Origin of the sequence: Actinorhabdospora filicis (assembly GCF_030269765.1) — a bacterium.
Classification (GTDB): Bacteria; Actinomycetota; Actinomycetes; order Mycobacteriales; family Micromonosporaceae; genus Actinorhabdospora; species Actinorhabdospora filicis.
This window is the reverse complement of record NZ_BSTX01000002.1, coordinates 443,906-467,801: the sequence shown is the minus strand read 5'-3', so window position 1 is coordinate 467,801 and position 23,896 is coordinate 443,906. Positions and strand designations below refer to the sequence as shown.

At 71.4% G+C, this 23,896-nt stretch carries 21 protein-coding genes; 15 read left to right on the top strand and 6 right to left on the bottom strand.

The window, feature by feature from the left end:
- The first annotated feature begins 164 nt into the window (after positions 1-164).
- Both QSK10_RS14980 and cas6e read left to right on the top strand, forming a co-directional pair.
- A complete protein-coding gene (locus tag QSK10_RS14980; protein WP_285663409.1) occupies positions 165-452 on the top strand; it encodes a putative quinol monooxygenase in 288 nt (95 codons plus the stop codon).
- A gap of 259 nt (positions 453-711) precedes the next feature.
- Complete coding sequence (gene cas6e, locus QSK10_RS14975) at positions 712-1,347, top strand: type I-E CRISPR-associated protein Cas6/Cse3/CasE (RefSeq protein ID WP_285663408.1); 636 nt, start codon at positions 712-714, stop codon at positions 1,345-1,347.
- A 4-nt stretch (positions 1,348-1,351) separates the two neighbouring features.
- Here the strand turns inward: cas6e and QSK10_RS14970 are convergent, their stop codons facing one another.
- Positions 1,352-2,035: an IMP cyclohydrolase gene (locus QSK10_RS14970; protein ID WP_285663407.1), complete on the bottom strand. Its 684-nt coding sequence runs from the start codon at positions 2,033-2,035 to the stop codon at positions 1,352-1,354.
- 155 nt (positions 2,036-2,190) lie between these two features.
- On the opposite strand from QSK10_RS14970, the gene QSK10_RS14965 reads away from it, so the two are divergent.
- Together QSK10_RS14965 and QSK10_RS14960 are read left to right on the top strand one after the other, a co-directional pair.
- Complete coding sequence (locus QSK10_RS14965; protein ID WP_285663406.1) at positions 2,191-3,075, top strand: aminoglycoside phosphotransferase family protein; 885 nt, start codon at positions 2,191-2,193, stop codon at positions 3,073-3,075.
- An 80-nt stretch (positions 3,076-3,155) separates the two neighbouring features.
- Positions 3,156-5,006 carry a caspase, EACC1-associated type gene (locus QSK10_RS14960; protein WP_285663405.1) on the top strand — a complete coding sequence of 617 codons (1,851 nt, stop codon included), beginning with the start codon at positions 3,156-3,158 and terminating at the stop codon, positions 5,004-5,006.
- Positions 5,007-6,394: 1,388 nt separating this feature from the next.
- On the opposite strand, the gene QSK10_RS14955 is transcribed toward QSK10_RS14960, so the two are convergent.
- Positions 6,395-6,898: a GNAT family N-acetyltransferase gene (locus tag QSK10_RS14955; RefSeq protein WP_285663404.1), complete on the bottom strand. Its 504-nt coding sequence runs from the start codon at positions 6,896-6,898 to the stop codon at positions 6,395-6,397.
- 426 nt (positions 6,899-7,324) lie between these two features.
- A complete protein-coding gene (locus QSK10_RS14950; RefSeq protein ID WP_285663403.1) occupies positions 7,325-8,053 on the bottom strand; it encodes a VOC family protein in 729 nt (242 codons plus the stop codon).
- Positions 8,054-8,181: 128 nt separating this feature from the next.
- Between QSK10_RS14950 and QSK10_RS14945 the strand changes: the two genes are divergently transcribed.
- From QSK10_RS14945 to QSK10_RS14930, 4 genes are all read left to right on the top strand, one after another.
- Positions 8,182-9,657 (top strand): DUF7927 domain-containing protein, encoded by a 1,476-nt coding sequence (locus QSK10_RS14945; RefSeq protein WP_285663402.1) that lies wholly within the window; start codon positions 8,182-8,184, stop codon positions 9,655-9,657.
- 102 nt (positions 9,658-9,759) lie between these two features.
- Positions 9,760-11,913, top strand: coding sequence for an MMPL family transporter (locus QSK10_RS14940; protein ID WP_285663401.1), 2,154 nt, complete (start codon positions 9,760-9,762; stop codon positions 11,911-11,913).
- Positions 11,914-11,918: 5 nt separating this feature from the next.
- Positions 11,919-13,076, top strand: coding sequence for a sensor histidine kinase (locus QSK10_RS14935; protein WP_285663400.1), 1,158 nt, complete (start codon positions 11,919-11,921; stop codon positions 13,074-13,076).
- A 1-nt stretch (position 13,077) separates the two neighbouring features.
- Positions 13,078-13,716 (top strand): response regulator, encoded by a 639-nt coding sequence (locus QSK10_RS14930; RefSeq protein WP_285663399.1) that lies wholly within the window; start codon positions 13,078-13,080, stop codon positions 13,714-13,716.
- A gap of 6 nt (positions 13,717-13,722) precedes the next feature.
- Here QSK10_RS14930 and QSK10_RS14925 read toward each other — a convergent pair whose 3' ends face one another.
- Positions 13,723-15,420, bottom strand: a complete 1,698-nt coding sequence (locus tag QSK10_RS14925) for a hypothetical protein (RefSeq protein ID WP_285663398.1) — start codon at positions 15,418-15,420, stop codon at positions 13,723-13,725.
- Between the two features lie 68 nt (positions 15,421-15,488).
- Between QSK10_RS14925 and QSK10_RS14920 the strand changes: the two genes are divergently transcribed.
- On the top strand, positions 15,489-16,331 hold the full coding sequence (locus QSK10_RS14920; protein ID WP_285663397.1) for a serine hydrolase: 843 nt from the start codon (positions 15,489-15,491) through the stop codon (positions 16,329-16,331).
- On the opposite strand, the gene QSK10_RS14915 is transcribed toward QSK10_RS14920, so the two are convergent.
- Complete coding sequence (locus QSK10_RS14915; RefSeq protein WP_285663396.1) at positions 16,319-17,263, bottom strand: LysR family transcriptional regulator; 945 nt, start codon at positions 17,261-17,263, stop codon at positions 16,319-16,321. The two genes, QSK10_RS14920 and QSK10_RS14915, sit on opposite strands and share 13 nt — an antisense overlap.
- An 84-nt stretch (positions 17,264-17,347) precedes the next feature.
- On the opposite strand from QSK10_RS14915, the gene QSK10_RS14910 reads away from it, so the two are divergent.
- On the top strand, positions 17,348-18,280 hold the full coding sequence (locus QSK10_RS14910) for an MBL fold metallo-hydrolase (protein ID WP_285663395.1): 933 nt from the start codon (positions 17,348-17,350) through the stop codon (positions 18,278-18,280).
- Here the strand turns inward: QSK10_RS14910 and araB are convergent.
- Positions 18,267-19,928 carry a ribulokinase gene (araB, locus tag QSK10_RS14905; RefSeq protein WP_285663394.1) on the bottom strand — a complete coding sequence of 554 codons (1,662 nt, stop codon included), beginning with the start codon at positions 19,926-19,928 and terminating at the stop codon, positions 18,267-18,269. The genes QSK10_RS14910 and araB overlap by 14 nt on opposite strands.
- A gap of 132 nt (positions 19,929-20,060) precedes the next feature.
- Between araB and QSK10_RS14900 the strand changes: the two genes are divergently transcribed.
- The 5 genes from QSK10_RS14900 (at position 20,061) to QSK10_RS14880 (ending at position 23,895) form a co-directional block, all read left to right on the top strand.
- On the top strand, positions 20,061-20,459 hold the full coding sequence (locus tag QSK10_RS14900; RefSeq protein WP_285663393.1) for a hypothetical protein: 399 nt from the start codon (positions 20,061-20,063) through the stop codon (positions 20,457-20,459).
- 70 nt (positions 20,460-20,529) lie between these two features.
- Positions 20,530-21,237, top strand: a complete 708-nt coding sequence (locus QSK10_RS14895; RefSeq protein WP_285663392.1) for a DUF4389 domain-containing protein — start codon at positions 20,530-20,532, stop codon at positions 21,235-21,237.
- Positions 21,238-21,345: 108 nt separating this feature from the next.
- On the top strand, positions 21,346-21,762 hold the full coding sequence (locus QSK10_RS14890) for a hypothetical protein (RefSeq protein WP_285663391.1): 417 nt from the start codon (positions 21,346-21,348) through the stop codon (positions 21,760-21,762).
- A gap of 135 nt (positions 21,763-21,897) precedes the next feature.
- Positions 21,898-23,049 carry an ROK family transcriptional regulator gene (locus QSK10_RS14885; RefSeq protein WP_285663389.1) on the top strand — a complete coding sequence of 384 codons (1,152 nt, stop codon included), beginning with the start codon at positions 21,898-21,900 and terminating at the stop codon, positions 23,047-23,049.
- A complete protein-coding gene (locus QSK10_RS14880; protein ID WP_285663388.1) occupies positions 23,050-23,895 on the top strand; it encodes a sugar phosphate isomerase/epimerase family protein in 846 nt (281 codons plus the stop codon).
- Position 23,896: the final 1 nt, after the last annotated feature.

Below are 23,896 nucleotides of genomic sequence, written 5' to 3'. Positions count from 1 at the left end.
GTTTCACGTTTTTGACCGGCAAAAGCCGTCTGGTGGCAGCCCTGCGGGGAAGTCCGACTCCGGGTGGAGCCGCGTTATCCCCTGGTGTCGAGGAGCACACGCCAATGCGGAAGGCCCCGGCGTGCTCCTATGTTGATCGTGATCACCCACCCCGAGGAGAACCGATGATCACCGCGATCGCCAACCTGCAGGCCGCCCCTGGTCAGGAGGACCGTGTCCGCGAGCAGGCCCTGAGCCTGGTCGCGCCGACCCTGGCCGAGCCCGGATGCCTGAGCTACCAGCCCTACCCGCACCCGGAGACGCCGGGCGCTTGGATCGTCGTGGAGTCCTGGGCCGACCGGGCGTCCTTCGACGCTCACCTGACCAGCCCGCACATGACCGCGGCCTTCGAGGCCGGGGCCGAGCTGCTCGCCGGACCGCCGCAGCTCCAGCTGCTGACCGAACTGGTCTGAGCCACGGTCCCCGCCATTGGCCGGTATCGAGCTTCCGAGACGGTCCCAGGCAAACGTGAGCCGAGATGGCTGCTTCCCACGTGTGGGAAGCAGCCCGCCCAGCAGTGACGACGCGGCTGTCGACCCGCGTCGGCCTCGTCCTAGAGTTCTTCCACGAAGGTCAGATCAGTCCTCGCGCTGAACGGCCTACGCCGGAGCCGTGGACCGGACGCGGTCACGCTCACCTGGAAGCGCTCAGCCACTACACCGAGGCCACTGCATGAATCTGTACCTCACCACGATCACCCTCAACCCGGCCGATCAGGACGCCGTCGCCGATCTCGACGACGTCCAGCGGCTCCACCGGCGGCTCATGCTGCTGGCGCCCGACGACCTCGGCGACAACGCCCGCCGCGCGGCCGGTGTCCTCTTCCGCATCGAGCAGGACGCCGACACCACCCAGATCCTCGTGCAGACGCGGACCGAACCGGACGCGAGCCGGTTCCCCGTCGGCTACGGCGACTTCGAATGCCGCGACATCGGCCCGGTGCTCGAACGCCTGGAGCCCGGGACCGAGGTCGCCTACCGGATCACGGTCAACCCGTCCAAGCGCCTCGCCGTCGATGAGGGCCCGGGCAAGCTCCAGGTCTTCAAGGGCGCGGCCGCCGACGAGTGGTGGACCGAGCGGGCCACCACCTGCGGACTTGAGCTCGGTGAGTTCTCCTCCGTCGTGCTGCCCGAGGCCATCGGCAAGAAGGGCCCGGACCCGCGCCGGTGGATTCACCACGTGCTGCGCAGGTTCGACGGGACCGCCACGGTCACCGACCCCGACGCCGTCCGCGAGGCCGTCCAGACCGGCATCGGACGGGCGAAGGCGTTCGGGGCCGGGCTGCTCAGTCTCCGCGTGGCCGAGTGACCTTCTAGGGCTGGTCAGCCTGCACGATGTCGGCCCCGGCGAGACCACCGGGTGAGAACACCGCCGCGGCGACCCGAAGGTGGCCCGGCAGGCAGGACCACAGCTCGTCCAGCAGGCCCCCACGGTCGGCGGCCGCGATGCGGACCTCGGCGAACGCGTCGCCCGTGGCGACCTCGTGCTCGCTCGACCGGTAGGTCGTCATGAGCACTCCCTCACCCGGCGCCAGATCGCCGACCTGCAGGGTCAACCGGTTGGTGGCCGTGCGCTCCCCGCCGCTGTGCCGTGCGGCGCCGAACCAGGCCCGCCGGCCGTCGGCGACGACGGTCAGGCGCGGGGTGAAGATCGGCGGGTCCGGTTCGTAGTCCAGCCCGTCCAGGGCCAGGGCGGGAATCAGTCCCGAGTCGAGCCGGTCGGCGACCGTGGCGACCTGCTCGCCGTTGCCGTAGACCAGCCAGTCGCCGCTCTGGCGGGCGGCGACGTAGTGACGCAGGTGGTCGTGCTCGCTGGACGCTGACGGGGCCACGACCAGCTCGCCCCCTTCCGTGCGGTGCAGGACGCGGGCCCGAGAGGCCTCGCTTCGCCCCGTGAGGAAGTACGCGCCGAGGGTGTCGCCGTCGCCGGTCCGGCACCACAGGACCCCGCGTCCGGGGTAGCGGTTGCCCGCCAGCACCTCGTTCAGCCCGTTCACCGAGATCAGCACCCCTCCGGTTGCGTGGTGTCCCCGCGTCGCGCGAGGCCGTCGAGGACATCCAACCGGATCGGCCGGCCCCGGGTGTGCCCGGGTGATCATGGACGGTCCGAAATCGATTGACGGGCCGATCGAGCAGGCCCTACGGTCGCGCGATGCGTCCTGGAGAGATCGTCGTCACCACCGCGCAGGTACGCGCCCTGATCGACGAGCAGTTCCCCGAGTGGTCGGACCTGCCGATCGTCCCGCAACCGCTGAACGGCACCGACAACGCGCTGTTCCGGCTGGGCGATTCCCTGACGGCACGCCTCCCGCGGGCGCAGTGGGCGGTCGACCAGGTGTCGACCGACGCGACCTGGCTGCCACGGCTGGCACCGCACCTACCCGTGCCGGTGCCCGTGCCGATCACGGTCGGCCAGCCCGGCGGGGACTATCCCTGGCCGTGGACGGTCGTCCCCTGGCTGGACGGGAGCAACCCGGAAGAGGGGCAGGACCTCGTCGACCTCGCCGTCGACCTCGCCGGCTTCGTGCGCGCGATGATCGCGATCGACCCGATGGACGGGCCCGTCAAGCAGGGCATCGAGCGCGGCGTCCCCCTCGCACAGCGAGACGAGCTGATCCGCCGGTCGATCGCCGCCCTGGGCGAGCGCATCGACGGGCGAGCGGTGACCGCGGCGTGGGACGAGGCGATGGAGGCCGACGCGTGGTCCGGGCCGCCGGTATGGCTGCACGGTGACCTCATGGAGGGCAACCTGCTGGTCGAGCGGGGCAGGCTCACCGCGGTGATCGACTTCGGCGGACTCGGCCGCGGCGACCCGGCGGTCGAGGCGTGGCCGGGCTGGAGCCTGTTCGACGCCCGCGCGCGAGCCGCCTACCGGGAGGCGCTCGGGTTCGACGAGGCGACGTGGATACGCGGATGGGCCTGGCCGATGTCGGCCTCGCTCTACTGGCTGGCGGACCTGTGGGACTCGATCGACGAGGAAGACCGCGAGGACACCATCCGCTACATCGACTACATCGTGGGGCACCGTCACGACTGATGGCGTCCTCGCCGCCTCTGTGGTGACAAAGCCGCTCGGGTGGATGATGCTGGGGATGCCCATACGCGAAGGGGGACGGCATGGTGGGGATTGCGGATGTGTCGGCGTCGCGAGTGGTCCTGATCGGAGTCGGTGCCTTCGAGAATCAGGCGTTAGCGGATCTGCCATCGGTTCCCGCCGGAGCGAAAGCCCTACAGGAGGCGCTCACTGATCCCGGCGTGTGGGGAGTCAAGCCCGACTGTTGCGTAATGGTCCCCGGGGACGCAGAGGTACGCCAGGCGCTGGGAGCGGTACGGTCCGCCGCCCAGCAGGCCACCGACCTCCTGCTGATCTACTACTCCGGGCACGGGCTGACCAACACCCGCGGAGACCTGCTCCTGGCTCTGCACGGCACGGTCCCCGATGAACAGGAGACGGCCCTGCCGTATGACTACCTGCGCGAGGTCGTGATCGCCTCGCAGGCGGCGCGCAAGGTCGTGGTCTTGGACTGCTGCTTTTCCGGTCGCGCCCTGGTCGGCTGGATGAGGGGCACCGGCGGTACCGATGGCATTGCCGCCCATGCCGTCATCGACGACAGCACTTATCTCCTGACCTCCTCGGCGGAGACCAAGCTGTCCCTGGCACCGGTGGGCGAGGCCTACACCGCCTTCACCGGCGAGCTCATCGGTGTCCTCACCCGTGGGATCCCCGGTGCCGGAGACCTGCTGACCACCGACGATCTGTACCGCGGCATATACAAGGCCCTGAACGCCAAGTCGCGGCCGACACCCCAGCAGCGCACCCGCAACGATGGTTCTGCCATCACCATCGCCCGCAACAAGGCCGCCACCCGCATCACCCAGCCCAAGCCGGACGACGACCAAACCAAGGTGTGGGCCCAGCGCTCCGCCGAGCTCGGTGACACCACCGCCATGCTCAGCCTCGCCTACTACCTCGCCGGAAGCGGGAACCTGCCTGAGGCCGAGACATGGTGGCGGCGTGCCGCCGACGGCGGCGATGCCCTCGGGATGAACAACTTCGGGTATCTCCTGGAACAGCGTGGCGAACTGGCTGAGGCCGAGGCCTCGTACCGGCGTTCCGCGGACAACGGCAATGCCCTCGGGATGAACAACCTCGGGTACCTCCTGGAACAGCGTGGCGAACTCGTTGAGGCCGAGGCCTGGTACCGGCGAGCCGCAGACAACGGCAGCACCCTCGCCATGAACAACCTCGGTGTTCTCTTCGAGAAGCGCGAGGACTTGCCAGAGGCTGAAATCTGGTGGCGGCGCGCCGCCGACAACGCCAACACACTTGGAATGCACAACCTCGGCCGACTCCTCGCGAGGCGCGGGGACCTCCAGGAGGCCGAGACCTGGTTGCGGCGCGCCGCCGACGGCGGCGAGAGCGCAACTATGTTCATCCTCGGTTCCATCCTCCAGATGCGCGGGGACGTGGCGGAAGCCGAGACCTGGCTCCGGCGCGCCGCAGACAACGGCAGCGCCCTCGGTATGAACAACCTCGGCGTTCTCCTCATGAAACGCGGGGACCTCCCAGAAGCCGAGACCTTGTTCCGACGCGCCGCTGACAACGGCAATGCCCACGGCCTGTTCAATCTCGGCGTGCTCTTCGCGAAGCGAAGGAAACCGAAGCAGGCCGAGGCCTGGTTTCGGCGAGCCGTCGACGCCGGGCACACCGACGCGCTGTTCAACCTCGGTCTTCTCCTCCAACAGCGCCGGAAGCTGGCGGAAGCCGAGGTCTGGTTTCGGCGCGCCGCAGACCAAGGCAACTCGGACGCCATGGACCACCTCGGAGTACTCCTCATGAAGCGCAGGAAACTAGCGGAGTCCGAGACCTGGTTGCGGCGCGCCGCAGACAACGGCAGCACCGACGCCATGACCGTCCTCGCTCGTCACTTTGAGCAGCGCGACGAACAGCACGAGGCTGAGGCCTGACGACCACGGATGTCTGCCTGGGGCTCGGTGTAGTGGCGATCCCGGCCGGAGGTTCGGTGCCTTTTGTGAACCATGTTCCGTCGGCTCCGAACCGCATGGCCACCACTCCGTGTTCCGGGACGACGGCCACCTGCAGCTCGTAGTCCACCCCACCGGCGGGCAGGAGCGGGCGTCCACGGTGGTAGAGCCGTGCGGGGTTCCGTCGGCGTCCGCCAGGAGCGCGCTGAAGGCGACGTTCATCTCCTCCAGGGTCGAGACCTCGCGGGGCCGTCCCACCCCGGGGATGAAGAAGTCGATGTACGTCACGGCGCGAGCCGGACGATGGGTTCCAGTGCCGCGGTCACTTCGCCCGCCTCCCGCATCGCAACCTGCGCGTTGAAGGTATCGGCACCCTTTGACGCGAGGCACCATGAGCATCCAGCCCACGCGCCCGAGTCGTCCCGTTAGGTGACGACGGGGCGCGGCGATTCCCCGGCGTCGCTACGTTGACGGCAGCCATCCGGCCGCCGGGCCGATGGCCAAGGAGGTCCACAATGACCCGTCTCAACAAGGTCGCCGACCGGCTGCTCCGCGTGCTCGTACCCAAGGCCCACGCGAGTGCCGGATGGTGTAGCGGTTTGAATGTCTGCGAGCGCGCCACGCACGAGCTGTACTGCTGCACGTCCCAGGGGTGCTACCGCAACGGCTCGTGCTGACCGTTTCCGAAGGCGCCGGGTTCACCGGGTTCCGTTGCCCGGGCGGGCCCGGCGCTGGGCGTTGCCATCATGACCAGTCGCCCGGAGCCACGTCGGGGCCCGTTCGCTACGGATTCTGTTCCTTACGCGGGTCGAGCTCATAAGGGGCGCTTCCACGCCGGAGACTGCGAGAGTTCACAGGCGAGCGCAGGCTTCTCGCTGCGATTGCCTCATTCGCGTTGGAGAGTCCGCGGAGTTCCCAGCGCCACGGCTTCGGGCCGTCGAGTACCGCGACGCCCAGGCCCTGCCATGTGAGGAGGTCACAGGCGATCTCTCCGCCACGCCTTCTCACTACGAGGGAGGCGATCGAGCCATCGCAAACTACGACGGTGACGAACCGCGCCCTCCGGAGTCTCAGCAGGTGAGCCTCGTCGATACATACGGATGCCATCGCAAGGCGTGCGCCATGCGCGAAGCCGACCTTCAGCCTCTGCGGATTCTTGCCTCCGTCGACCCGGAAGTCGACTCCATCGACGGTCCGCGTGCCCCTGACCTCCAGGCCGGATCCGGACGAGTAGATCAGTTCCGCTGAGGCCGCCCTCCTAGAGGATTCGCCCCAGCGCTACGCCAGCCGGGCACGAGGTGCGGCGGACACAGAACGGCAGTGTGCCCCGGCGATGGACGTCGCCACCGCCATGATCCATTGACGACGGCCTATGCCTTGCGCACGTGCAGGTGGCCGGGGGCGGGCCAGCGTTCGGTGGGTTCGAGCTGGAGGGCGAGGGGGAAGCCGCCGCGTTCGGCGACGCGGCAGGAGGCCGGGTTGTCCACGCTGTGGATGAGTGTGATGCGGGTGAGGTCGAGGGCGTCGAGGGCCCAGCCGGCGAGCGCGTCGAGGGCGGTCGAGGCGACACCGCGGCCGCGTGCAGCGGGCAGGGTCCAGTAGCCGACTTCGGCCTCGCCGTCGGCCAGGCGCAGGCCGACCTGGCCGAGGATCTGGCCTGACTCGGTGTCGGTGACGGCGAAGGACGCGCGTGATCCGTCCGCCCAGCCGTTGACGCGGGCGTGGATCCAGGCCTCGGCGTGGGCGGGGTCGGTGACCGGTTCGGTCGACCAGGCCGCCACGGACGGGTCAGTGTAGGCGGCGAGTACCGCGGGGGCGTCGGACGCCGTCCATGGGCGCAGGGTCAGCGGTCCGGTCACCAGTCGCACGGTCATGGACTTGATCATGCCCGGGCGGTGCAACCCCGCAGGTCACCGGGCGAGGGACAGCGTCGGCGTAGGTGTACGTGTTAGCGTCCGCTGCCCGTGGCCCACCCCACCAAGGAAAGGACGGCCCATGCGTCTCATGGCCCGTGTCACCGACCGGCTCCTCAACAGGCTCGTACCGGCCGCCACCGCGCTGGCGGTGCCGTGCGTCGCGAGCCCGCGGATCTGCAGTGCGTGCAGCGGCGGCTTGATCAAGTGCTGCGTCTACTACGACGGCACCGGCGACTGCCCCCCGCCGAGCTGTTACTACATCCGCTGCAGGTAGACCGGCACGCGCGTCACCTGTCAACGGGGTTCCCCGGGCGCCGAATGGGTGCCCGGGGAGTCCGATCCGGGGGTCGTGAAGCCGTTCGGCCGCGTCCCGCCGGATGGGTCCTAGCGCGGCGACAGGAGGCAGAACTCGTTGCCTTCGGGGTCGGCCATGACCGTCCAGTGGATGGCGTCGCCGAGGTCGATGCGGGTGGCGCCGAGGCCTTCGAGGCGGGCGATCTCGGTGTCGAGGTCGTCGCCTATGTAGGGGGCGACGTCGATGTGGACGCGGTTCCAGACGGTCTTGGGTTCGGAGACGCGGATGAACTGGAGGTAGGGGCCGACGTCTTTCGACGAGCGCAGGACGGCGGTGTCGTCGGTGACCTTGTGGACGGTCCAGTCGGTGGCCTGGCCCCAGAAGTCGGCCATGGCGCGGGGGTCGGCGCAGTCGGCGATGACGGAGGCGATGGGGCCGGTCTGGTCGTAGAGGGAGTCCAGGACGCAGAACTCGTTGCCCTCGGGGTCGGCCATGACGGTCCAGGGGACGTCGCCCTGGCCGATGTCGGTGAGGGTGGCGCCGAGGCCCTGGAGGCGGGCGACGATCTCGGCCTGGTGGGCGGGTGAGGTGGCGGCGAGGTCGATGTGGACGCGGTTCTTGACCGTCTTGGGCTCGGTGGAGACGACGAGGTCGATGCAGACGGCGGTGGGGTCGGGGTAGGTGATGCCCGCGGGTTCGAGGTTGGTCACGCCGGGGGCCTCGTGGGAGAGCTCCCAGCCGAGGACCTGGGCCCAGAAGGCGCCCAGGGCGGAGTCGTCGTGGGCCTTCATGTTGATCTGCACAACCCTGGTCGCCATGTCGGCGATGCTAGCGCGCTCATGATCGACGATGTCGCCGGTTAGGGCTTCAGCCGATTCGCGTATTTATCCACCGATCGGTACCTATGCTCGCCTGGACATTGTGGACACCGGGGGGCCAGATGCGAATGCTGCTCAGACGCTCGGCGCTGGCCGGAGGCGCCGCGATCGTGGCGGTGGCGCTCCTGGTCGCGCCCGCCAGCGCGGAGAAGCGCTCCCCACTGCTGGTGGAGAAGTCCACGGGTGTCCGGACCGTCAAGGACGGCGGGACGATCGCCTACACGATCACCGTCCGCAACACCGGGACCGACGCCCTGCCATCGGTCAGTGTCGCCGAGGACCTCGGTGAGGCCCTCGACGACGCCACGTACAACGGCGACGCCGCCGGACCAGGGGCGCCCGCGGGACTCGGCCCGCCCGGCACGCTCACGTGGACGTTCCCGCTGGCGGCGGGCGCGACCGCGACGCTCACGTACTCGCTGACGACCACGGGCGCGGGCGACCGGCGGGCGGCCAGCGCGCTGCGGGTGAGCGCGCCCGGCTACTCCAGCGCCGGGGTCTGCCGGACGGTGGTGCCGGTGCTGCGGACCGGGCCCGACATCGCCCTCGTGAAGAACGTCAGCCGCAAGGTGGCCATGGCCACGACGACCGTGGTCTACCGCGTCCTCATCGCCAACCGGGGCGACACCGCGGGCACGGTGGACGTCACCGACGACCTCACCGATGTCATCGACGACGCGTCGTTCCAGAAGGCGAGCTCCAGCCAGGGTGCCGCGCCGGTCTACACCGCCCCCAGGCTCACCTGGAGCGGTGAGATCGCCCCGGGTGGCAACGTGACGGTCACCTATGAGGTGCGGGTGGGGACGCGGTGGACCAATGCCGTCCTCAACAACGCGGTGACCGCGCCGGGCACCAACTGCGTCACGGGGCAGGCCGCCGAGTGCCGGACCAGGGTGCCCGTCTCCTCGCTGCGGCTGACCAAGTCCGGGCCTCCACCCAACGGGGGTCCGCCCGGGACCGTGCTCAACTACATCATCGTGGCCAGGAACGACGGTGCCTACGACCTGGTCGGGGACTACCCCGCGCTCGCCTATGACGACATGTCCCAGCTCGTCGACGACGCCGACTACAACAATGACGCCGCCGGCGGTCCCGGCACCGCCACCTGGGCCTCCCCGCGACTGAACGTCCGCGCCGAGCTGAAGGTGGGCGAGTCCACGACGTGGCGCTACTCGGTGACGGCGAAGGCCGGTGGCAACGGCGACTTCGTCAACGCCTTCCGCTCGGCGACCAATATCCCCACCGACGCTCCGCCGGACAAGCCGCTGCCGGCACCCGATCGCGATGACACCGCCGACGGCGACGCCATCGGCCGGTGCCGCCTGGATCCGCCCGCCCCGGTGCCGACGCCTCCGACGCCGAGCCCGAGCACGTCGACGACCAGTCCGCCGCCGCCGGGTCCGACGCCCACCACCCCGCACGGGCTGCCCGAGACCGGCGGCGACGGGAGGGTCCTGCTCGGGCTTCTCGCGGCGGGTGCCGTCGCAGCGCTCACCGGCGTGGTCCTCATGGCCGCGGCCAGGCGCAGGCGCCGCCAGGAGTGACCTCCGTCTGATCGCCGAGCCGCCCGTCCACCGGTCGATGGACGGGCGGCTCCACTTGTCGAGGCTGTCGGCGACACCCCCTGCGCGACCAGCATTAACGCCATGGGAAACATCACCGATCGCATGGCCCGGTGGAGCGCCGGGCACCCCTGGAAGGCCATCGCCGGCTGGTTCGTGTTCGTCGTGCTGTGCCTGGGCGCGTCCATCGTGGTGGGGGGTAATCCGGCCACCTCGGCCGACTACCGCATCGGCGAGGCCGGGCGGGCCGAGGCGATGGCCGCCGAGGGCGGTTTGGAGCAGGCGCCGGTGGAGCGGGTGCTCATCACCGCCCTGGACGGCCCGCTGGACCTCGCCCGGGCCGAGGCGGCCGCCCGTGACGCGGCGGCGCGGATGGACGCGCTGCCCGAGGTCGACTCCGTCGGCGAGCCGGTCCGCTCCGGCGACGGGACGGCCGTGCGCGTCGACATCACGATGGCCGGTCCGGAGCTGGAGGGCAAGAAGCATCTGGATCCGCTGCTGGCGCAGACCGCGGCGGTGCAGGCCGCCTATCCGGACCTGCGGGTGGAGGAGACCGGTGGGCCCTCCATCAGCCGTGGCGTGGAGGCGCTGCGGGGTCAGGACCTGCAGCGCACCGAGCTGATCGCGCTGCCGGTCACGCTGGTGACGCTGCTGATCGTGTTCGCGTCGATCGCGATGGCGCTGGTCCCGCTGCTGCTGGCGCTCACCTCGATCGCCGCCGCCATCGGGCTCTCGGCGCTGGCCTCGCACGTGTTCCCCGACGCCGGTGTCGGCACCAACGTCATCCTGCTGATCGGCCTGGCCGTGGGCGTCGACTACACGCTGTTCTACCTCAAGCGCGAGCGGGAGGAGCGGGCGAAGTCCGGTGGCGCCTTGAGCACCCGGCAGCTGGTGGACATGGCCTCGGCGACCTCGGGTCGCGCGGTGGTGATGTCGGGGATGGCCGTGATCATCTCCAGCGCGACGTTGTACCTGGCCGACGACGTCATCTTCTCCTCCATCGCCACCGGCGCCATCGTGGTCACGCTGGCCGCGGTCCTGAGCTCCCTCACCGTTCTCCCGGCCGTGCTGGTCAAGCTCGGTGAGCGCGCCGAGCGGCGCCGGGCGCGCAAGGCCGCGCGTCCGTCGCATCGCCGCTCGGGCCGCTTCACCGCCGCCGTCCTGCGGCCGGTGGAGAAGCGCCCGGCGCTGATGCTGGCCGTCTCCGTCCTCGGGCTGCTCGCCCTGGCCGCTCCCCTGCTGTCGCTGAACCTGACCGACATGGGCCGCGAGACCCACTCGCGGGAGATCCCGGCGATGGTCGCCTTCGACCGCCTCAATGCCGCCTACCCCGACCTGAAGGCCACCCACCAGGTCGTCGTCCGCGCCGAGGCCGCGAGGGCGGGCGAGGTCGCCGACGCGCTGCACGAGCTCACGATCCTCACCGGCGCCGACCCACACTTCGGCGACACCACGAAACTGCGGACCTCCCCCGACGGGCGGATCACGCTGCTGGAGCTGTCGGTGCCCTTCTACGGCAGCACCGAGGAGGCCATGTCCTCACTGGAGTCACTGCGCGACGACTACGTCCCGGCCACCGTCGGGAAGCTGTCCGGTGTGGACAGTGCCGTCACCGGTGACGTGGCCCGCTACACCGACTACCCCGAGCACCAGAAGCAGAAGCTGCCGATGATCATCGCCGCGCTGCTGCTGGTCACCTTCGCGATGACCGTGTGGGCGTTCCGCTCGGTGGTCCTCGGGCTGGTGGGCATCGTCCTCAACCTGCTGTCGGCCGGTGCCTCCCTGGGCGTGCTGGTCCTGGTCTTCCAGGGCACCTGGGCCGAGGGGCTGCTCGCCTTCGACTCCACCGGGTCCATCGGCTCGCGGGTCCCGCTGTTCCTGTTCGTGATCCTGTTCGGGCTGTCGATGGACTACCAGGTCTTCGTCATCAGCCGCATCCGCGAGGCGAGGCTGGCGGGCGTCCCGACGCGGCAGGCGGTGCTGGACGGGCTGCGCAGCTCGGCGGGCGTGGTCACCAGCGCGGCGGTGGTCATGGTCACCGTCTTCGCCAGCTTCGCCGCCCTGCACCTCATCGAGATCAAGCAGATCGGCTTCAGCCTGGCCGTGGCCGTCCTGCTGGACGCCTTCGTCATCCGCCTGATCGTGCTCCCGGCCCTGATGCTGCTGCTCGGCGAGGCCAACTGGTGGCCCTCACGCCGCGCGAGCGTCCGGGACCGCGTCACGGCGAACGTAGGCTGAAGACCATGATCACCGACCCGCGGCCCGAACCGAGGTCCTGGACGACGACGCTGCACCGCTGGTACACCGTCGCCTGGCTGTGCTTCGGCATCGCCCCCTCGGTCATCGGGCTGCGGGACGAGCCGGGCGCGGCGAAGTACCTCGCCGCCGCGCTCCTCGTCGTGCTCTGCCTGGGTTACTGGGCGGTGCGGGTCCTGCCCGCCAACCCCGTCCTGCGGCCCACCGGGTACCTCGCCGTCCTCGCGCTCATCCTGGGCGCGATGGCGGCGCTCCCCGGCGGTGGAGCGGCGCTGCTGATCGTGTCGCTCCCCCAGTTCTGGATCTTCGGGCCCGGCCGGCGCGTCCCCATCGCGCTGGCCGGGCTGGCCACCGCCGCGACCGCCGCCGGTGCCGTCGTGGCCTCCGAGGACTTCCCCATGGGCCCGATCCTGTTCACCGTCGGCGGCTACATCGCCGCCGTGCTGCTCGGGCTGTTCGTGGGCCGCGTCGTCGAGGACGGCGAGGCCCGCGCCCGGCGCCTGGCCGCCGAGCTCGCCGTCGCCGAGGGCCGCCTCGCCGAGGCCCACCGCAGCCGGGGAGCGGCCGAGGAGCGCGAGCGGCTCGCCCGCGAGATCCACGACACCATCGCCCAGGGCCTGGCCTCGATCGTGGTGCTGGCCGAGGCGGCGCGCGCCGATGGCGAGGGTGGGTCGCGGCAGCTGACGTCCATCGAGCGCACCGCCCGGGAAAACCTCGCCGAGGCACGCGCCCTGGTCTCCGCCGGGCACGACACGGGCCTTCAGGGCGGGTCCTTCGCCGACACCCTCCGCCGCGTCCTGGACCGCTTCGCCGAGGACACCGGCCTGACCGTCGAGGCCGAGCTGCCCGATGTGGACCTCGACCGGCACACCCGCGTCGCGCTCCTGCGCTGCGCCCAGGAGTCGCTGGCCAACGTCCGCAAGCACGCCGAGGCGACCACCGTCAGCGTGCTGGTGGCCGCCCGTCCCGGCGCCATCGAGCTGGAGATCACCGACGACGGCCGCGGCTTCGTCCCCGGCCCCACCACCGGTTTCGGCCTGCGGGGCATGCGCGCCCGCCTGGCCGAGCTCGGTGGCGAACTGACCCTGACCACCTCCCCCGGCGAGGGCACCCGCGTCCTGGCCACCGTCCCCGCCGAGGAGTGACATGACCGCACCCATCCGCGTGGTCGTCGTCGACGACCACGCCGTCATGCGCTCCGGCGTCATCGCCCTGCTGGCCGCCGAGCCCGGCATCGAGGTCGTCGGTGAGGCCGCCGACGGACGCGAGGGCGTCACCCTCGTGGCGGCCCTGCGGCCCGACGTGGCCCTCTTCGACCTGCGGATGCCCGTCCTGGACGGCGCCTCGGCCACCGCCGAGGTCATCGCCGGTCCGGCCGCGACCCGCGTCCTGATCTTCACCACCTACGAGACCGACGCCGAGATCGAGCGGGCCGTCGAAGCGGGCGCGATCGGCTACATCCTCAAGGACACCGGCCGCGCGCAACTCGTCGACGCCATCCGCGCCGCCGCCCGGGGCGAGACGGTGCTGGCGCCCCGGGTGGCCGCGCGGCTGATGACGCGGATGCGCCAGCCCGTCCAGGTGGCGCTGACCCCGCGCGAGCACGACGTCCTCAGCGGCGTCGCCGATGGACTGTCGAATGTGGACATCGGACGCCGGTTGCTGATCGGCGAGGCGACGGTGAAGACCCACCTGCTGCGGGTCTTCGCCAAGCTCGACGTCAGCGACCGGACGGCGGCGGTCGTGGTGGCGCTGGAGCGGGGGCTGCTCAAGCGGGGTGGCTGATCGGCGTCATTGCATGCTCGTCTGGACCGGATGGTCCCAGGACGTGGTGCAGGACCAGATCCAGAGGGAGTAGCCGCGCCCGATGGTCACATCGATGTCATAGCCATGGATGCACATGAGCAGCTGCACGTCGGAGCCGCAGGCGCAGTGCACCGGGTGAGGATCGCTGAGGGACCAGCCGGCGAAGCCGCCGAGTTTCTCGCCGTCCTCGTACCAGTCGATCTCCTCCTGCCGAATGCCCTCGGGCACACCCCACGCGTCGTATTCGACAACGCGTTCCGGAGACAGCAGGCTGGGGCGGGGCAGGTACGGGCCGGCCATGCCTGGTGGGGTGGGCGGGTGCTCCAGCACCTGGGTGATCTCCGCAGCCCGTCGCCAGCGCACGCTCACCTTCGGGCACCACAGCGCCATGTGGTGGCTGATCGGGCACCACAGGACCTGCATGACATCGGCCTCGTCGGGCCCGGTGAAGCCCGGGACGTCACCGCGGAAGAGCTGGGCGATTGGCAGCAGCGGGATCGGGCCGCGCATCTCATCGAGCGGCAGGCCGTCCGGGTACGGCGAGTTCGCCTCGAACTCCAGCCAGGCCTCGTGGTCCTCCGAGCAGGTCGGCCAGGGCTCGTGGGCGGGCCACAGTAGCGGGCCGCCGATCGAGTTCTCCCGGACGCCGGGCTCGCCCGGGCGGGGCCGCAGCATGGTGGCCACGCCGCGATGCGCGGCGAGGCCGGGGATCTCCTCCTCGGCTCGCGCGAGGCGCTCGGGCACCGTCACCGACGCGTCGATGGTCGGCAGCGCGTGCCGCAGCGCGCGTTCCAGGCGGACGTGCGCCGGGTCGCCCGCGCAGCGCCAGAGCGCGAAGTTGTTGCCCGGCCCGAGCTCGACCCCGGCCGGGTCGGGCTCCTCCGGGACGGCACCGAACCACGCCTCGGGCGTCCCGGGGCCGATCGTGAGGGTCAGCAGCATCGGTGCGTCGCAGCACTCCGGCTCGCTGGTGCGCCACCAGCGCAGGCCGCCGGCCTTCCAGGCCGGGGCGAGCGGGCTCCAGGATCCCAGCGCGGCGGCGATGCCCGGAGCGTCGGGCAGGTACTCCACCGTCCGCACGGGCTCCAGGACGCACGGCCAGGGCACGTACCGGCGGTCGGCCACCGCGAAGGGATTGTCAGCCCTCCCCCACCCGGAGATCTCGGCCGCTTTGCGCCACCGCACGACGGGCGCGGGCCCGCCGCTACCGTGCTCCATGGGGCACCACAGCAGCTGGAACAGGTCGGCGTCGTCCGGCCAGGGCAGGTCGGGGACGTCCTGGCGGCGCAGCTGCGCGACCGGGATCAGCGGGACTGGCCCGGCCTCGCGGACCTCGGCGACCGTGACGTAGCGGCGCAGCTTGTCGAGGATCGCCTCGGAGACGTCGTTCCAGTTGGCGAAGGCGAGCCGGACGGTCCACACGTCGCCGAAGTGGGTCAGCGGGTGGGTGTCGGCCTCGTCCCAGACGCCGAGCCAGTCCTCGTGGGAGTCCTCGCACACCGGCCAGGGCTCGTCTCCCGGCCAGCGCAGTGGGCCGCCGATCGAGCTCTGCCCCTCGTTCGGGTTGCCGCGTCGCGGGTTGAGCAGGGTCGTGACGGCCCGGTGCTCGGCGAGGCCGGGCACGGCGTCCTCGATACCGGTCAGGTGCGCGGGAACCCGCGGCTGATCGTGGGTGGTGGGCATTCGCGCACCCTACCCACCACCCCCGACAGTCATGATCGCCACGGGCCGCCGCGGCTATTCTCGCCCTCATGCCCGCCCTCACCGCACCCTTCGACCGGATCGGCGCTCGGGCCGTGCTGCACGCGGTGGACCTGGGTTCGGGGGCCGGGACCGGGGTGGGCGCCGACGAGCCGGTCATCCTCGCCTCGGTCGTCAAGGTGCTCATCGCGCTGGAGTTCGCGCGGCAGGCCGATGCCGGGCAGCTGGACCCGGCCGACCGGGTGCGGGTCCGGGCGGGCGATCGGCTCGGCGGGACCGGCGTCTCCGGCTTCGACGACGACGTGGAGCTGAGCCTGCGGGACCTGGCGCGGCTGATGATGTCGGTCTCCGACAACACCGCCGCCGACCTGCTCACCGAGCGGGTGGGGACGGCGAATCTGCGGTCGCTGGCCGCCGAGCTCGCCCTGGAGCACACGCGCATCGTCGGCCCGCCGAGGGCGGTGGTGGCGGCGATGTCCGCCGAGCTCGGCGATCTCGGGGACGCCGGGCTGCTGCTGGAGACCGCCGCCTACGATCCGGCGCGCACCAACTCCTCCACGCCCGCCGACTGCACGCGGCTGCTGGCCGCGATCTGGGCCGATCGCGCCGGGTCACCGGCGGCCTGCGGGTACGTGCGGCGGCTGATGGCCGGGCAGGCCGACTGGCACCGGATCGCCTCGGGTTTCGGCGATGACGCCGAGGTGGCGGCGAAATCGGGGACGCTGCCGGGGCTGCGCAATGAGATCGGTGTCGTGGCCCTGCCGGATGGGGGCCGCTACGCCGTGGCGGTCTTCGCGCGGCTGCCCGTCCCGCACGGGCGGCGCCTGGACGCCGACGCCGCGATCGGGCGCGCGGCGCGAGCGGCCGTCGACGCGCTGCGTCACTCGCCGTAGACGGCGTCCCACGGGCGCACCGGCGCCTGCTCCCTGGTGGGTGCGGGCGGGCCGGAGAGCGCCTCGGTCACCGCCGCGGCGAAGTCCACCGAGGCGGGGTGAGCGTGACCCGCGGGTGCCACCACCGCCGAGCGGGCCACCAGAACACCACCGGTGATCGGGCGCCACACCGCGCGGGCCTCCTTGCGGGCCACCTCGCCGGTGTCGAAGCAGACGCCACGTCCCGACAGGACCAGGCCGAGCATGAACTCCGGGTTCTGCGCGTGATGCACGCGCCCGGGGACGAAGCCGTGCTCACGGCAGACGGCCAGGACCTCGTCGTGGAAGCCGGGCGCCGAGGCACGGGGGCGGGCGACCAGGTCCAGGCCGTCCAGATCCGAGAGCGCGAGCTCGGCGCGGGCGGCCAGCGGCGACTCGCGCGGCAGCACGACCCCCAGCGGCTGGACGGGCTCGGCGAGGACGTCGTGCCCGGCGAGGTCGGCGGGCAGCCGCAGCAGTCCGGCGTCCAGCTCACGCTCGGCCAGCAGGCGCAGCTGCTCGCCCGTGCCCAGCTCCTGCAGATCGAGGCCGAGTTCGGGGCGGCGGACGGCGAAGGCGTCCACGATCGCGGCCAGCACGCGGCCGGGCAGATCGGCGGGGACACCGGCGCGCAGGACCCCGATCTCACCGGCGTGGGCACGGCGGGTGCGGTCGACGGCCCGCTCGGCGCGGGCGAGCAGGGCGGTGGCCTCCTCGCGCAGGGCCCGTCCGGCGGCGGTGAGGCGGACGCCGCGCGGGTCGCGGTCGAAGAGGCGGACGCCGAGTTCGTCCTCCAGGCGCTTCACGCGCTGGCTGAGCGGCGGCTGGGCCATGCCGAGGCGCTCGGCGGCACGCCCGAAATGGCGTTCCTCACACACGGCGAGGAAGTACCGCAGGTGCCGCAGGAGATCCACCCGGCGACGATATCAATCCGGTTATCGCGCGATCCGAAAGTCGATCTTGGACGCGTCCGGGGTCACCGTGCTTCGGTACCGGGCATGACAGACACGCATCTGAGCAGGCGCAGGCTGCTGGCAGGCGCGGCCACCGCGACGGTGGCCGCCACCGTCCCGGCCGCGAGCGCGGCGGCGTCCCCCGCCACTCCCCTGGGCACGGAGGTGACCCTGCGCTGGCTGGGCAACAACTCCTGGGAGATCACCGGCGGCGGCACGGTCATCCTCATCGACCCGTGGCTCACCCGCTTCCACACCGGCACCTACACCCCCGAGGGCGCTCCCCCCGACGTCCGCATCGTCTCCGATCCGGCGCGCATCGACCCCTACATCTCCACCGCCAAGCACATCCTGGTCACCCACGGCCACTACGACCATCTGCCCGACGTGCCCCACATCGCCCGCCGCACCGGGGCGACGGTCATGGGCAGCGAGACGCACCTGAACCTGCTGCGCGCCCTGGGCGCCCCCGGCGATCAGATGTCGCTGGTGCGCGGTGGCGAGTACTTCCAGTTCGACGGGTACACCATCCAGGTCTTCCGCTCCACGCACTCCACCCAAGGCGGCAAGCTCGTCTTCCCCGGCACCCGCCCGGCGAGCGTCCCGAAGAAGCCCCGTGTCATCGCCGACCTGGTCGAGGGCGACACGCTCGCCTACCTGATCACCATCGGCGACGTGAAGATCATGAACTTCGGCTCCTCCAACTTCATCTCCCGCGAGATCGAGGGCCTGCGGCCCGACGTCCTGCTCGTCCAGCCCGGCGGCGGCAGCACCCACGACTACGTCCCGCGCATGTTCGCCGCCCTCGGCGAGCCCCGCTACGTCATCCCCACCCACTGGGACGACTTCGACGAGCCGCTGACCGCACCGGCCGTCGACTGGGGCGGGCTGGAGACGCTGCGCGCGTCGGTCGCGAAGGCCTCCCCGCGCAGCAGCTTCGTGGTCGTGGACCATCTGGAGCGGTTCACGCCCCGCTGACCGCCGCGTTCCTGATCCACCGCAGCCGGTGCAGGACGTCGCTGCCGCCGCGCCCGAAGTGGTCGTGCAGCCGCCGGTACTCCGCGTACAGCGCGTCATAGGCGGCCGCGCGGGCCGGGTCGGGCAGGTAGGCGTTCGCGTGGACGCCGCCCATCGCCGCCGAGGCCGCGTGCAGGTCCGGGTAGGCGCCGGCCGCCACGGCGGCGTGGATCGCCGCCCCCAGCGCCGATCCCTGCTCGGAGGCGATCAGCGACAGGGGCCGCCCGGTCACGTCGGCGTAGATGCCCATGAGCAGCGGATTGCGCGCCAGGCCACCGGCGATGACCAGGTCCCGCACCGCCACACCGGCGTCCTCGAAGGCCTCGATGATCGTGCGGGTGCCGAAGGCGGTGGCCTCCAGGAGCGCGCGGTAGACGTCCTCGGGCCGCGTCGCCAGGGTCAGCCCGACGATGATCCCGGACAGCTCGTGGTCGGCGAGCACCGAGCGGTTCCCGTTGTGCCAGTCGAGGGCGAGCAGGCCGTGCTCGCCGACGCGCTGCCCGGCGGCGAGCGCGCTGAGGTGTTCGTGTGATGTGCGGCCGAGGCGGGCGGCGTCCTGGGTGTAGGAGGCGGGCATGGCGGTGTCGGTGAACCAGGCGAAGATGTCGCCGACGGCGCTCTGCCCGGCCTCGTATCCCCAGGCGCCGGGGACGATGCCGCCGTCGACGACGCCGCACATGCCGCGCACGTCGGCGGGCCGCTCGGCGTTCATCAGGTGGCAGGAGGAGGTGCCCATGATGACGGCCATGCGGCCCGGGGTGAGGGCTTGGGCGGCGGGCATGGTGGCGTGGGCGTCGATGCTGCCGACGGCCACCGCGATGCCCGCGGGCAGGCCGGTCCAGGCGGCGGCGCGGGACGATAGGCCGCCCGCGCGGGTGCCCTGCGGCGTGAGCGGGTGGGCGAGTTTGGCGGCGACGTCGGCGAAGCCGGGGTGCAGGGCGGCGAGGAAGTCGGTGCTGGGCCGGGCGCCGTCCTGGTGCGTGCCCTTGTATCCGGCGGCCGACACCCCGCGGCTCTCGCTGCCGGTGAGCTGCCAGACGATCCAGTCACCGGCCTCGATCCAGCGCTCGGCGCGCGCGTAGAGCTCTGGGTCCTCCTCCAGTAGCTGGAGTCCCTTGGCGAGCTGCCAGGCGGGTGAGATCGTGCCGCCGTAGCGGGCGAGCCACGGCTCGCGGCGTTGCTCGGCGAGGGCGTTGATGCGGTCGGCCTGGTGGTGGGCGGCGTGGTGTTTCCACAGTTTGGCGTAGGCGTGCGGGCGGTCGGCGTAGTCGGGCAGCAGCGACAGTGGCGTCCCGTCGGCGAGGGTGGGCAGCACGGTGGAGGCGGTGAAGTCGGTGGCGATGCCGATGACGGCGGCCGGGTCGATACCGGCGTCGGTGATCGCGGCGGGGACACACGTGCGCAGGGCGTCGAGGTAGTCGCGCGGGTCCTGGAGGGCCCAGTCGGGTGGCAGCGCGCGTCCGGTGGCGGGCAGGACGCGGTCGATGACGCCGTGGGCGTAGTCGCTCACGGCCGTGCCCACCTCGGCGCCATCGGCGACCCGCACGACCAGCGCCCGTGCCGACAGGGTGCCGAAGTCGACGCCGACGACGTAGCGGTCGTGTGTCATGCCCGTTTCCTACACCGGCGCCGGTACCGGACGGTGCCCGGCCCCTGAAAAGCCGGGCCTGCCAACGCGAGGCGTTCGGGCACGATCTTGCCGCCCGGGTGGGATGGTGAGCGTGGAGAGAAGGTGAAAGCCGTGACCAAGTCCCTCGGTCGCCTTTCCGCACGCGACGCCGTCACCGCCCTGTGCGCCGCCGTGGCGCTCAACCTCTATGTCGGCCACCTCAACGGCACCGGCCCGCAGCTGACGGACCCGGTGCCCGGCATGGCCGTCGCGGCTCTGATCCTCGCCGTGGCCGGATACTCGGCCGGCGTCGACGAATCGGTCAAGGTGGCGCCCGGCAAGTGGATCGCGACGGTGCTCGGCTCGATCGCGCTCATCGCTTTCGTGGTCACGGTGGTGACCGGTGCCGCGGGCGTACTCGCGGTCTTCATGGCCTCCCTCGGGCTGCTGTGGGCGGCCACCACGGTCCCGCACCTGATCGGCACGCTGATCACCACGGCACGCACCAGGACCGGCCAGCACAAGGGCTGACCCACCCGCGAAACCGGCGGATCTCATGGATCCGCACCCCTCGAATGCGCGCTCCGTAAGGAGGCCCATCATGAACGAACAGGCCCTGGTTCTCTCCGGCCGTACCGGAGAACCGCTCAGCCGCTGGCTGTGGCTGGTCAAATGGCTCCTGCTGATTCCCCACTACATCGTGCTGCTGTTCCTGTGGGCGGCGTTCGTGGTTCTGACGATCGTGGCCTACGTCGCCGTCGTGTTCACCGGCCGCTACCCCCGGGGGATCTTCGACCTCAACGTCGGGATCCTGCGCTGGAACTGGCGTGTCCAGTACTACGGATACTCCGCTCTGGGCACCGACCGGTACCCGCCGTTCACCCTCTCCGACGATCCGTCGTATCCGGCGCGGCTGACCATCGAGTACCCCGAGCGGCTCGCGCGCTGGCGTCCCCTGGTCCACTGGCTGCTGGCCATCCCGCACCTGGTGCTGATCAGCGCGCTGGCGTCGGGACCGACCTGGACGATGCGCGAGGCGAGCGGTGGCGAGCGGACCGCCGAGTCCTTCGGCTTCATCGCCCTCGCGGTGCTCATCCTCGCGCTGGGACTGCTGTTCACCGGACGCCGCGCCCAGGGCCTCTACGACCTGCTCCTGGGCATCGCCCGGTGGGGGTACCGGACCCTGGCCTATGTGGCGTTGCTGACCGACGCGTACCCGCCGTTCCGGCTCGACCAGGGCGATGACGCGCCGCCGCCCAGCGAGGCCCCGATCGACGCCGCCCCGGAGCCTCCCGGGGCCGTCACCTGACCATCGCCCGCTCAAGGTCGGCTCAAGGTTCTCCCGCCGCCATCGCGGCAGACTCCCCGCATCACTCGCGCACGGCACCCATGTGGTGCCGGGACCAAAGGGAGACGGATGATCCGCAAGCGGCTCTTGGCCATCGCGGCGATGGCGGCGATGGCCTTCGGGACGGTCCTCGCCGGCGCCGGACCCGCCCAGGCGGCGGCGACCTGGGAGGAGAACTACGCCGTGCAGGCGAGCACCACGCCGTCCAGCTGCACCTACACGACCTACTACAACGCGTGCGTCCAGCCGACCGGCGAACTCCTGTGGATCAAGGACAAGGTCAAGGACGGTCACCGCGTGAACCTCTCGTGGCGTGACATGGACAGCGAGCGCGGCGGGATCTGCTACAACACCATCGGCGTCGATGGCGGATGGGCCTACTGCAACAAGGAATTCGCCGAGGGCCACCGCATCAACTGGCGCGTGGAGTACCACGACAGCAAGGGGAACAGGCTGTTCTCCGACTGGCGCGTCACCGTCGTCTGACCCGCGCACCACCACGCCCGGGCTCCACATTGGATGCCCGGGCGTTCGCCGTGCCCGCCGAAACGATCATTGCCTTCCCCGAAACCTTCCGCTACCGTCTTTATTAAAGCCGGTTCCATAAAGGATTCGAGGTCGATGAACACAGCGCGCGCAGCCGCCCAGGCCGAGCGAACGGCCAACCAGGTCGCCTGCCTGCGGCTGCTGGCCGAGGCCGGCGAGCCGCGCACCGTCGGCGTCATCAGCGAGGGCACCGGCCTGTCGCGGCCCACCGTCCACGCCGTCCTCGACGACCTCATCGACGCCGGGCTCATCGAGGCCGCCAGCCCCACCACCGCCGGACCCGGCAGGCCCGCCCGCGCCTTCCGCTTCGCCCGCGAGGCCGGACTCGTCGCCGCAGTCGACCTCGGCCCGCGCGGCGCACGCGCCATCATCTGCGACCTGTCCGGCCACCGCGTCGGCTACGCCGAACTGGCCCCCGCACCGCACGCCGATCTCGCGCTCATCCGCCGTGCCCTCGATGAGGCGGCCGGATCCCTGGACTTGGGACGCCTGCGCGCGCTCGGCATCGGCCTGCCCGGCGTCGTCGAGGCCGACGGACGCCTGCGCGCCAGCCTCGCGCTGCCCGACCTGGTGGACCTCCCGATCGCCGAGTCCCTTGCGGGCGATCTCGGCTGCCCCGTCGTGGTGGACAACGACATCAAGCTCGCCGCGCTCGCCGAGCAGCGAGGTGGCGCGGGCCGGGGGTACTCCGACGTCGTCTACCTCCAGATCGGGCACCGGATCTCGGTGTCGATCGTCCTCAACGGCGTCATCCGGCAGGGCCGCCACCGGCTCGCCGGTGAGCTCGGCGCGCAGCGCGGCATGCGCTGGACCCGCAACGCACAGCGCGGGCAGCTGGTGTGGTCGACGCGTCCCACCAGCGCCGAGGTGGTCAGCGCGGCGGCCGCGGGCGACGCCGACGCGCAGGCGGAACTGGCCGACTTCTGCGCCCAGATCGCCGGGCGCATCGCCACCGTCCTGCTGGTCATCGACCCCGAGGTCCTGGTCGTGCGCGGCGGCGCCGCACACGACAGCCACGCTCTCCTGCGGCCCCTGGCGGCCGCGGTCGAGAACGAACTGATCTTCCCCGAGCGTCCCCCCTTCGCCGCCTCGGCGCTGGGACGCGAGGCGGTGGTGCTCGGGGCGGTCGGTAACGCGTTCGACCGGCACGGCACCGGCATCTACGGCGTCCACGACTACCCCAGTCCGTGGCACCACATCACCCACCCTGCTGAGAGGACCCCTTAAGTGAAGCTCGGAGTGAGCACGTACTGCTTCCGCCAGCTCATGGAGAGCGGCGAGATGGACCTGACCGGGATCCTGGACTGGGTCGCGGCCTCACCGGCCGGGCACATCGAGGTCGCCGCGCTGGACGGGGAGTACTACCTGGAGAACGACGGGGTCGTGCGCGACGCGGCCAAGCACGCCGAGGCCATCGGCGTGCCGATCCTGAACTACCTGGTCAGCGGTGACCTGCGGACCGCCGACACCGGCGAGATCGACCGTCTGCGCCGCCAGCTGGACATCGCCCACGGCTTCGGCGCGCGCATCTTCCGTCACGACGTGGCCCCCTGGGCGTGGCGTGAGTCGGACCCGGGCGAGTTCGAGGCGACCTTCGAGAAGGTCGTCGAGGGGTGCCGCGCGGTCGCCGAGCACGCCGCCGGTCTGGGCATCGTGTCGACGGTGGAGAACCACGGTTTCTTCATGAACGGCGGCGAGCGCGTGGCCCGCCTGGTGCACAGCGTGGACCGGGAGAACTTCCGCGTGACCCTCGACCTCGGCAACGGCCTGTGCGTGGGCGAGGTGCCCGGCAAGACCGCCGCCGACCTGATCGACGTGGCCGCCTCCATTGGCGTCAAGGACTTCCATGTGCGCCGCTCGGCAGGTGACGGCTGGCTCAAGACCCTCGCCGGGGACTACCTGCTCGGCACGGTCTCCGGTCACGGCGACCTGGACCTGCCCGGCCTGCTGGCGCTGGCCGCCACCAAGCCCGACGTGCCGGTGAGCCTGGAGTTCGAGGGCATGGAGGCCCCGCTCCCGGCCATCTCGGCCTCCCTGGCGAACATTCTCCGACTGACGGAAGGCGTGGCCTGAC

Bases quoted from the DNA above. Each gene is read 5' to 3' on its own strand.
- QSK10_RS14980 (WP_285663409.1), top strand. From the start codon at position 165: ATGATCACCGCGATCGCCAACCTGCAGGCCGCCCCTGGTCAGGAGGAC.
- cas6e (WP_285663408.1), top strand. From the start codon at position 712: ATGAATCTGTACCTCACCACGATCACCCTCAACCCGGCCGATCAGGAC.
- QSK10_RS14965 (WP_285663406.1), top strand. From the start codon at position 2,191: ATGCGTCCTGGAGAGATCGTCGTCACCACCGCGCAGGTACGCGCCCTG.
- QSK10_RS14960 (WP_285663405.1), top strand. From the start codon at position 3,156: ATGGTGGGGATTGCGGATGTGTCGGCGTCGCGAGTGGTCCTGATCGGA.
- QSK10_RS14955 (WP_285663404.1), bottom strand. From the start codon at position 6,898: ATGACCGTGCGACTGGTGACCGGACCGCTGACCCTGCGCCCATGGACG.
- QSK10_RS14950 (WP_285663403.1), bottom strand. From the start codon at position 8,053: ATGGCGACCAGGGTTGTGCAGATCAACATGAAGGCCCACGACGACTCC.
- QSK10_RS14945 (WP_285663402.1), top strand. From the start codon at position 8,182: ATGCTGCTCAGACGCTCGGCGCTGGCCGGAGGCGCCGCGATCGTGGCG.
- QSK10_RS14940 (WP_285663401.1), top strand. From the start codon at position 9,760: ATGGGAAACATCACCGATCGCATGGCCCGGTGGAGCGCCGGGCACCCC.
- QSK10_RS14935 (WP_285663400.1), top strand. From the start codon at position 11,919: ATGATCACCGACCCGCGGCCCGAACCGAGGTCCTGGACGACGACGCTG.
- QSK10_RS14930 (WP_285663399.1), top strand. From the start codon at position 13,078: ATGACCGCACCCATCCGCGTGGTCGTCGTCGACGACCACGCCGTCATG.
- QSK10_RS14925 (WP_285663398.1), bottom strand. From the start codon at position 15,420: ATGCCCACCACCCACGATCAGCCGCGGGTTCCCGCGCACCTGACCGGT.
- QSK10_RS14920 (WP_285663397.1), top strand. From the start codon at position 15,489: ATGCCCGCCCTCACCGCACCCTTCGACCGGATCGGCGCTCGGGCCGTG.
- QSK10_RS14910 (WP_285663395.1), top strand. From the start codon at position 17,348: ATGACAGACACGCATCTGAGCAGGCGCAGGCTGCTGGCAGGCGCGGCC.
- araB (WP_285663394.1), bottom strand. From the start codon at position 19,928: ATGACACACGACCGCTACGTCGTCGGCGTCGACTTCGGCACCCTGTCG.
- QSK10_RS14895 (WP_285663392.1), top strand. From the start codon at position 20,530: ATGAACGAACAGGCCCTGGTTCTCTCCGGCCGTACCGGAGAACCGCTC.
- QSK10_RS14890 (WP_285663391.1), top strand. From the start codon at position 21,346: ATGATCCGCAAGCGGCTCTTGGCCATCGCGGCGATGGCGGCGATGGCC.
- QSK10_RS14885 (WP_285663389.1), top strand. From the start codon at position 21,898: ATGAACACAGCGCGCGCAGCCGCCCAGGCCGAGCGAACGGCCAACCAG.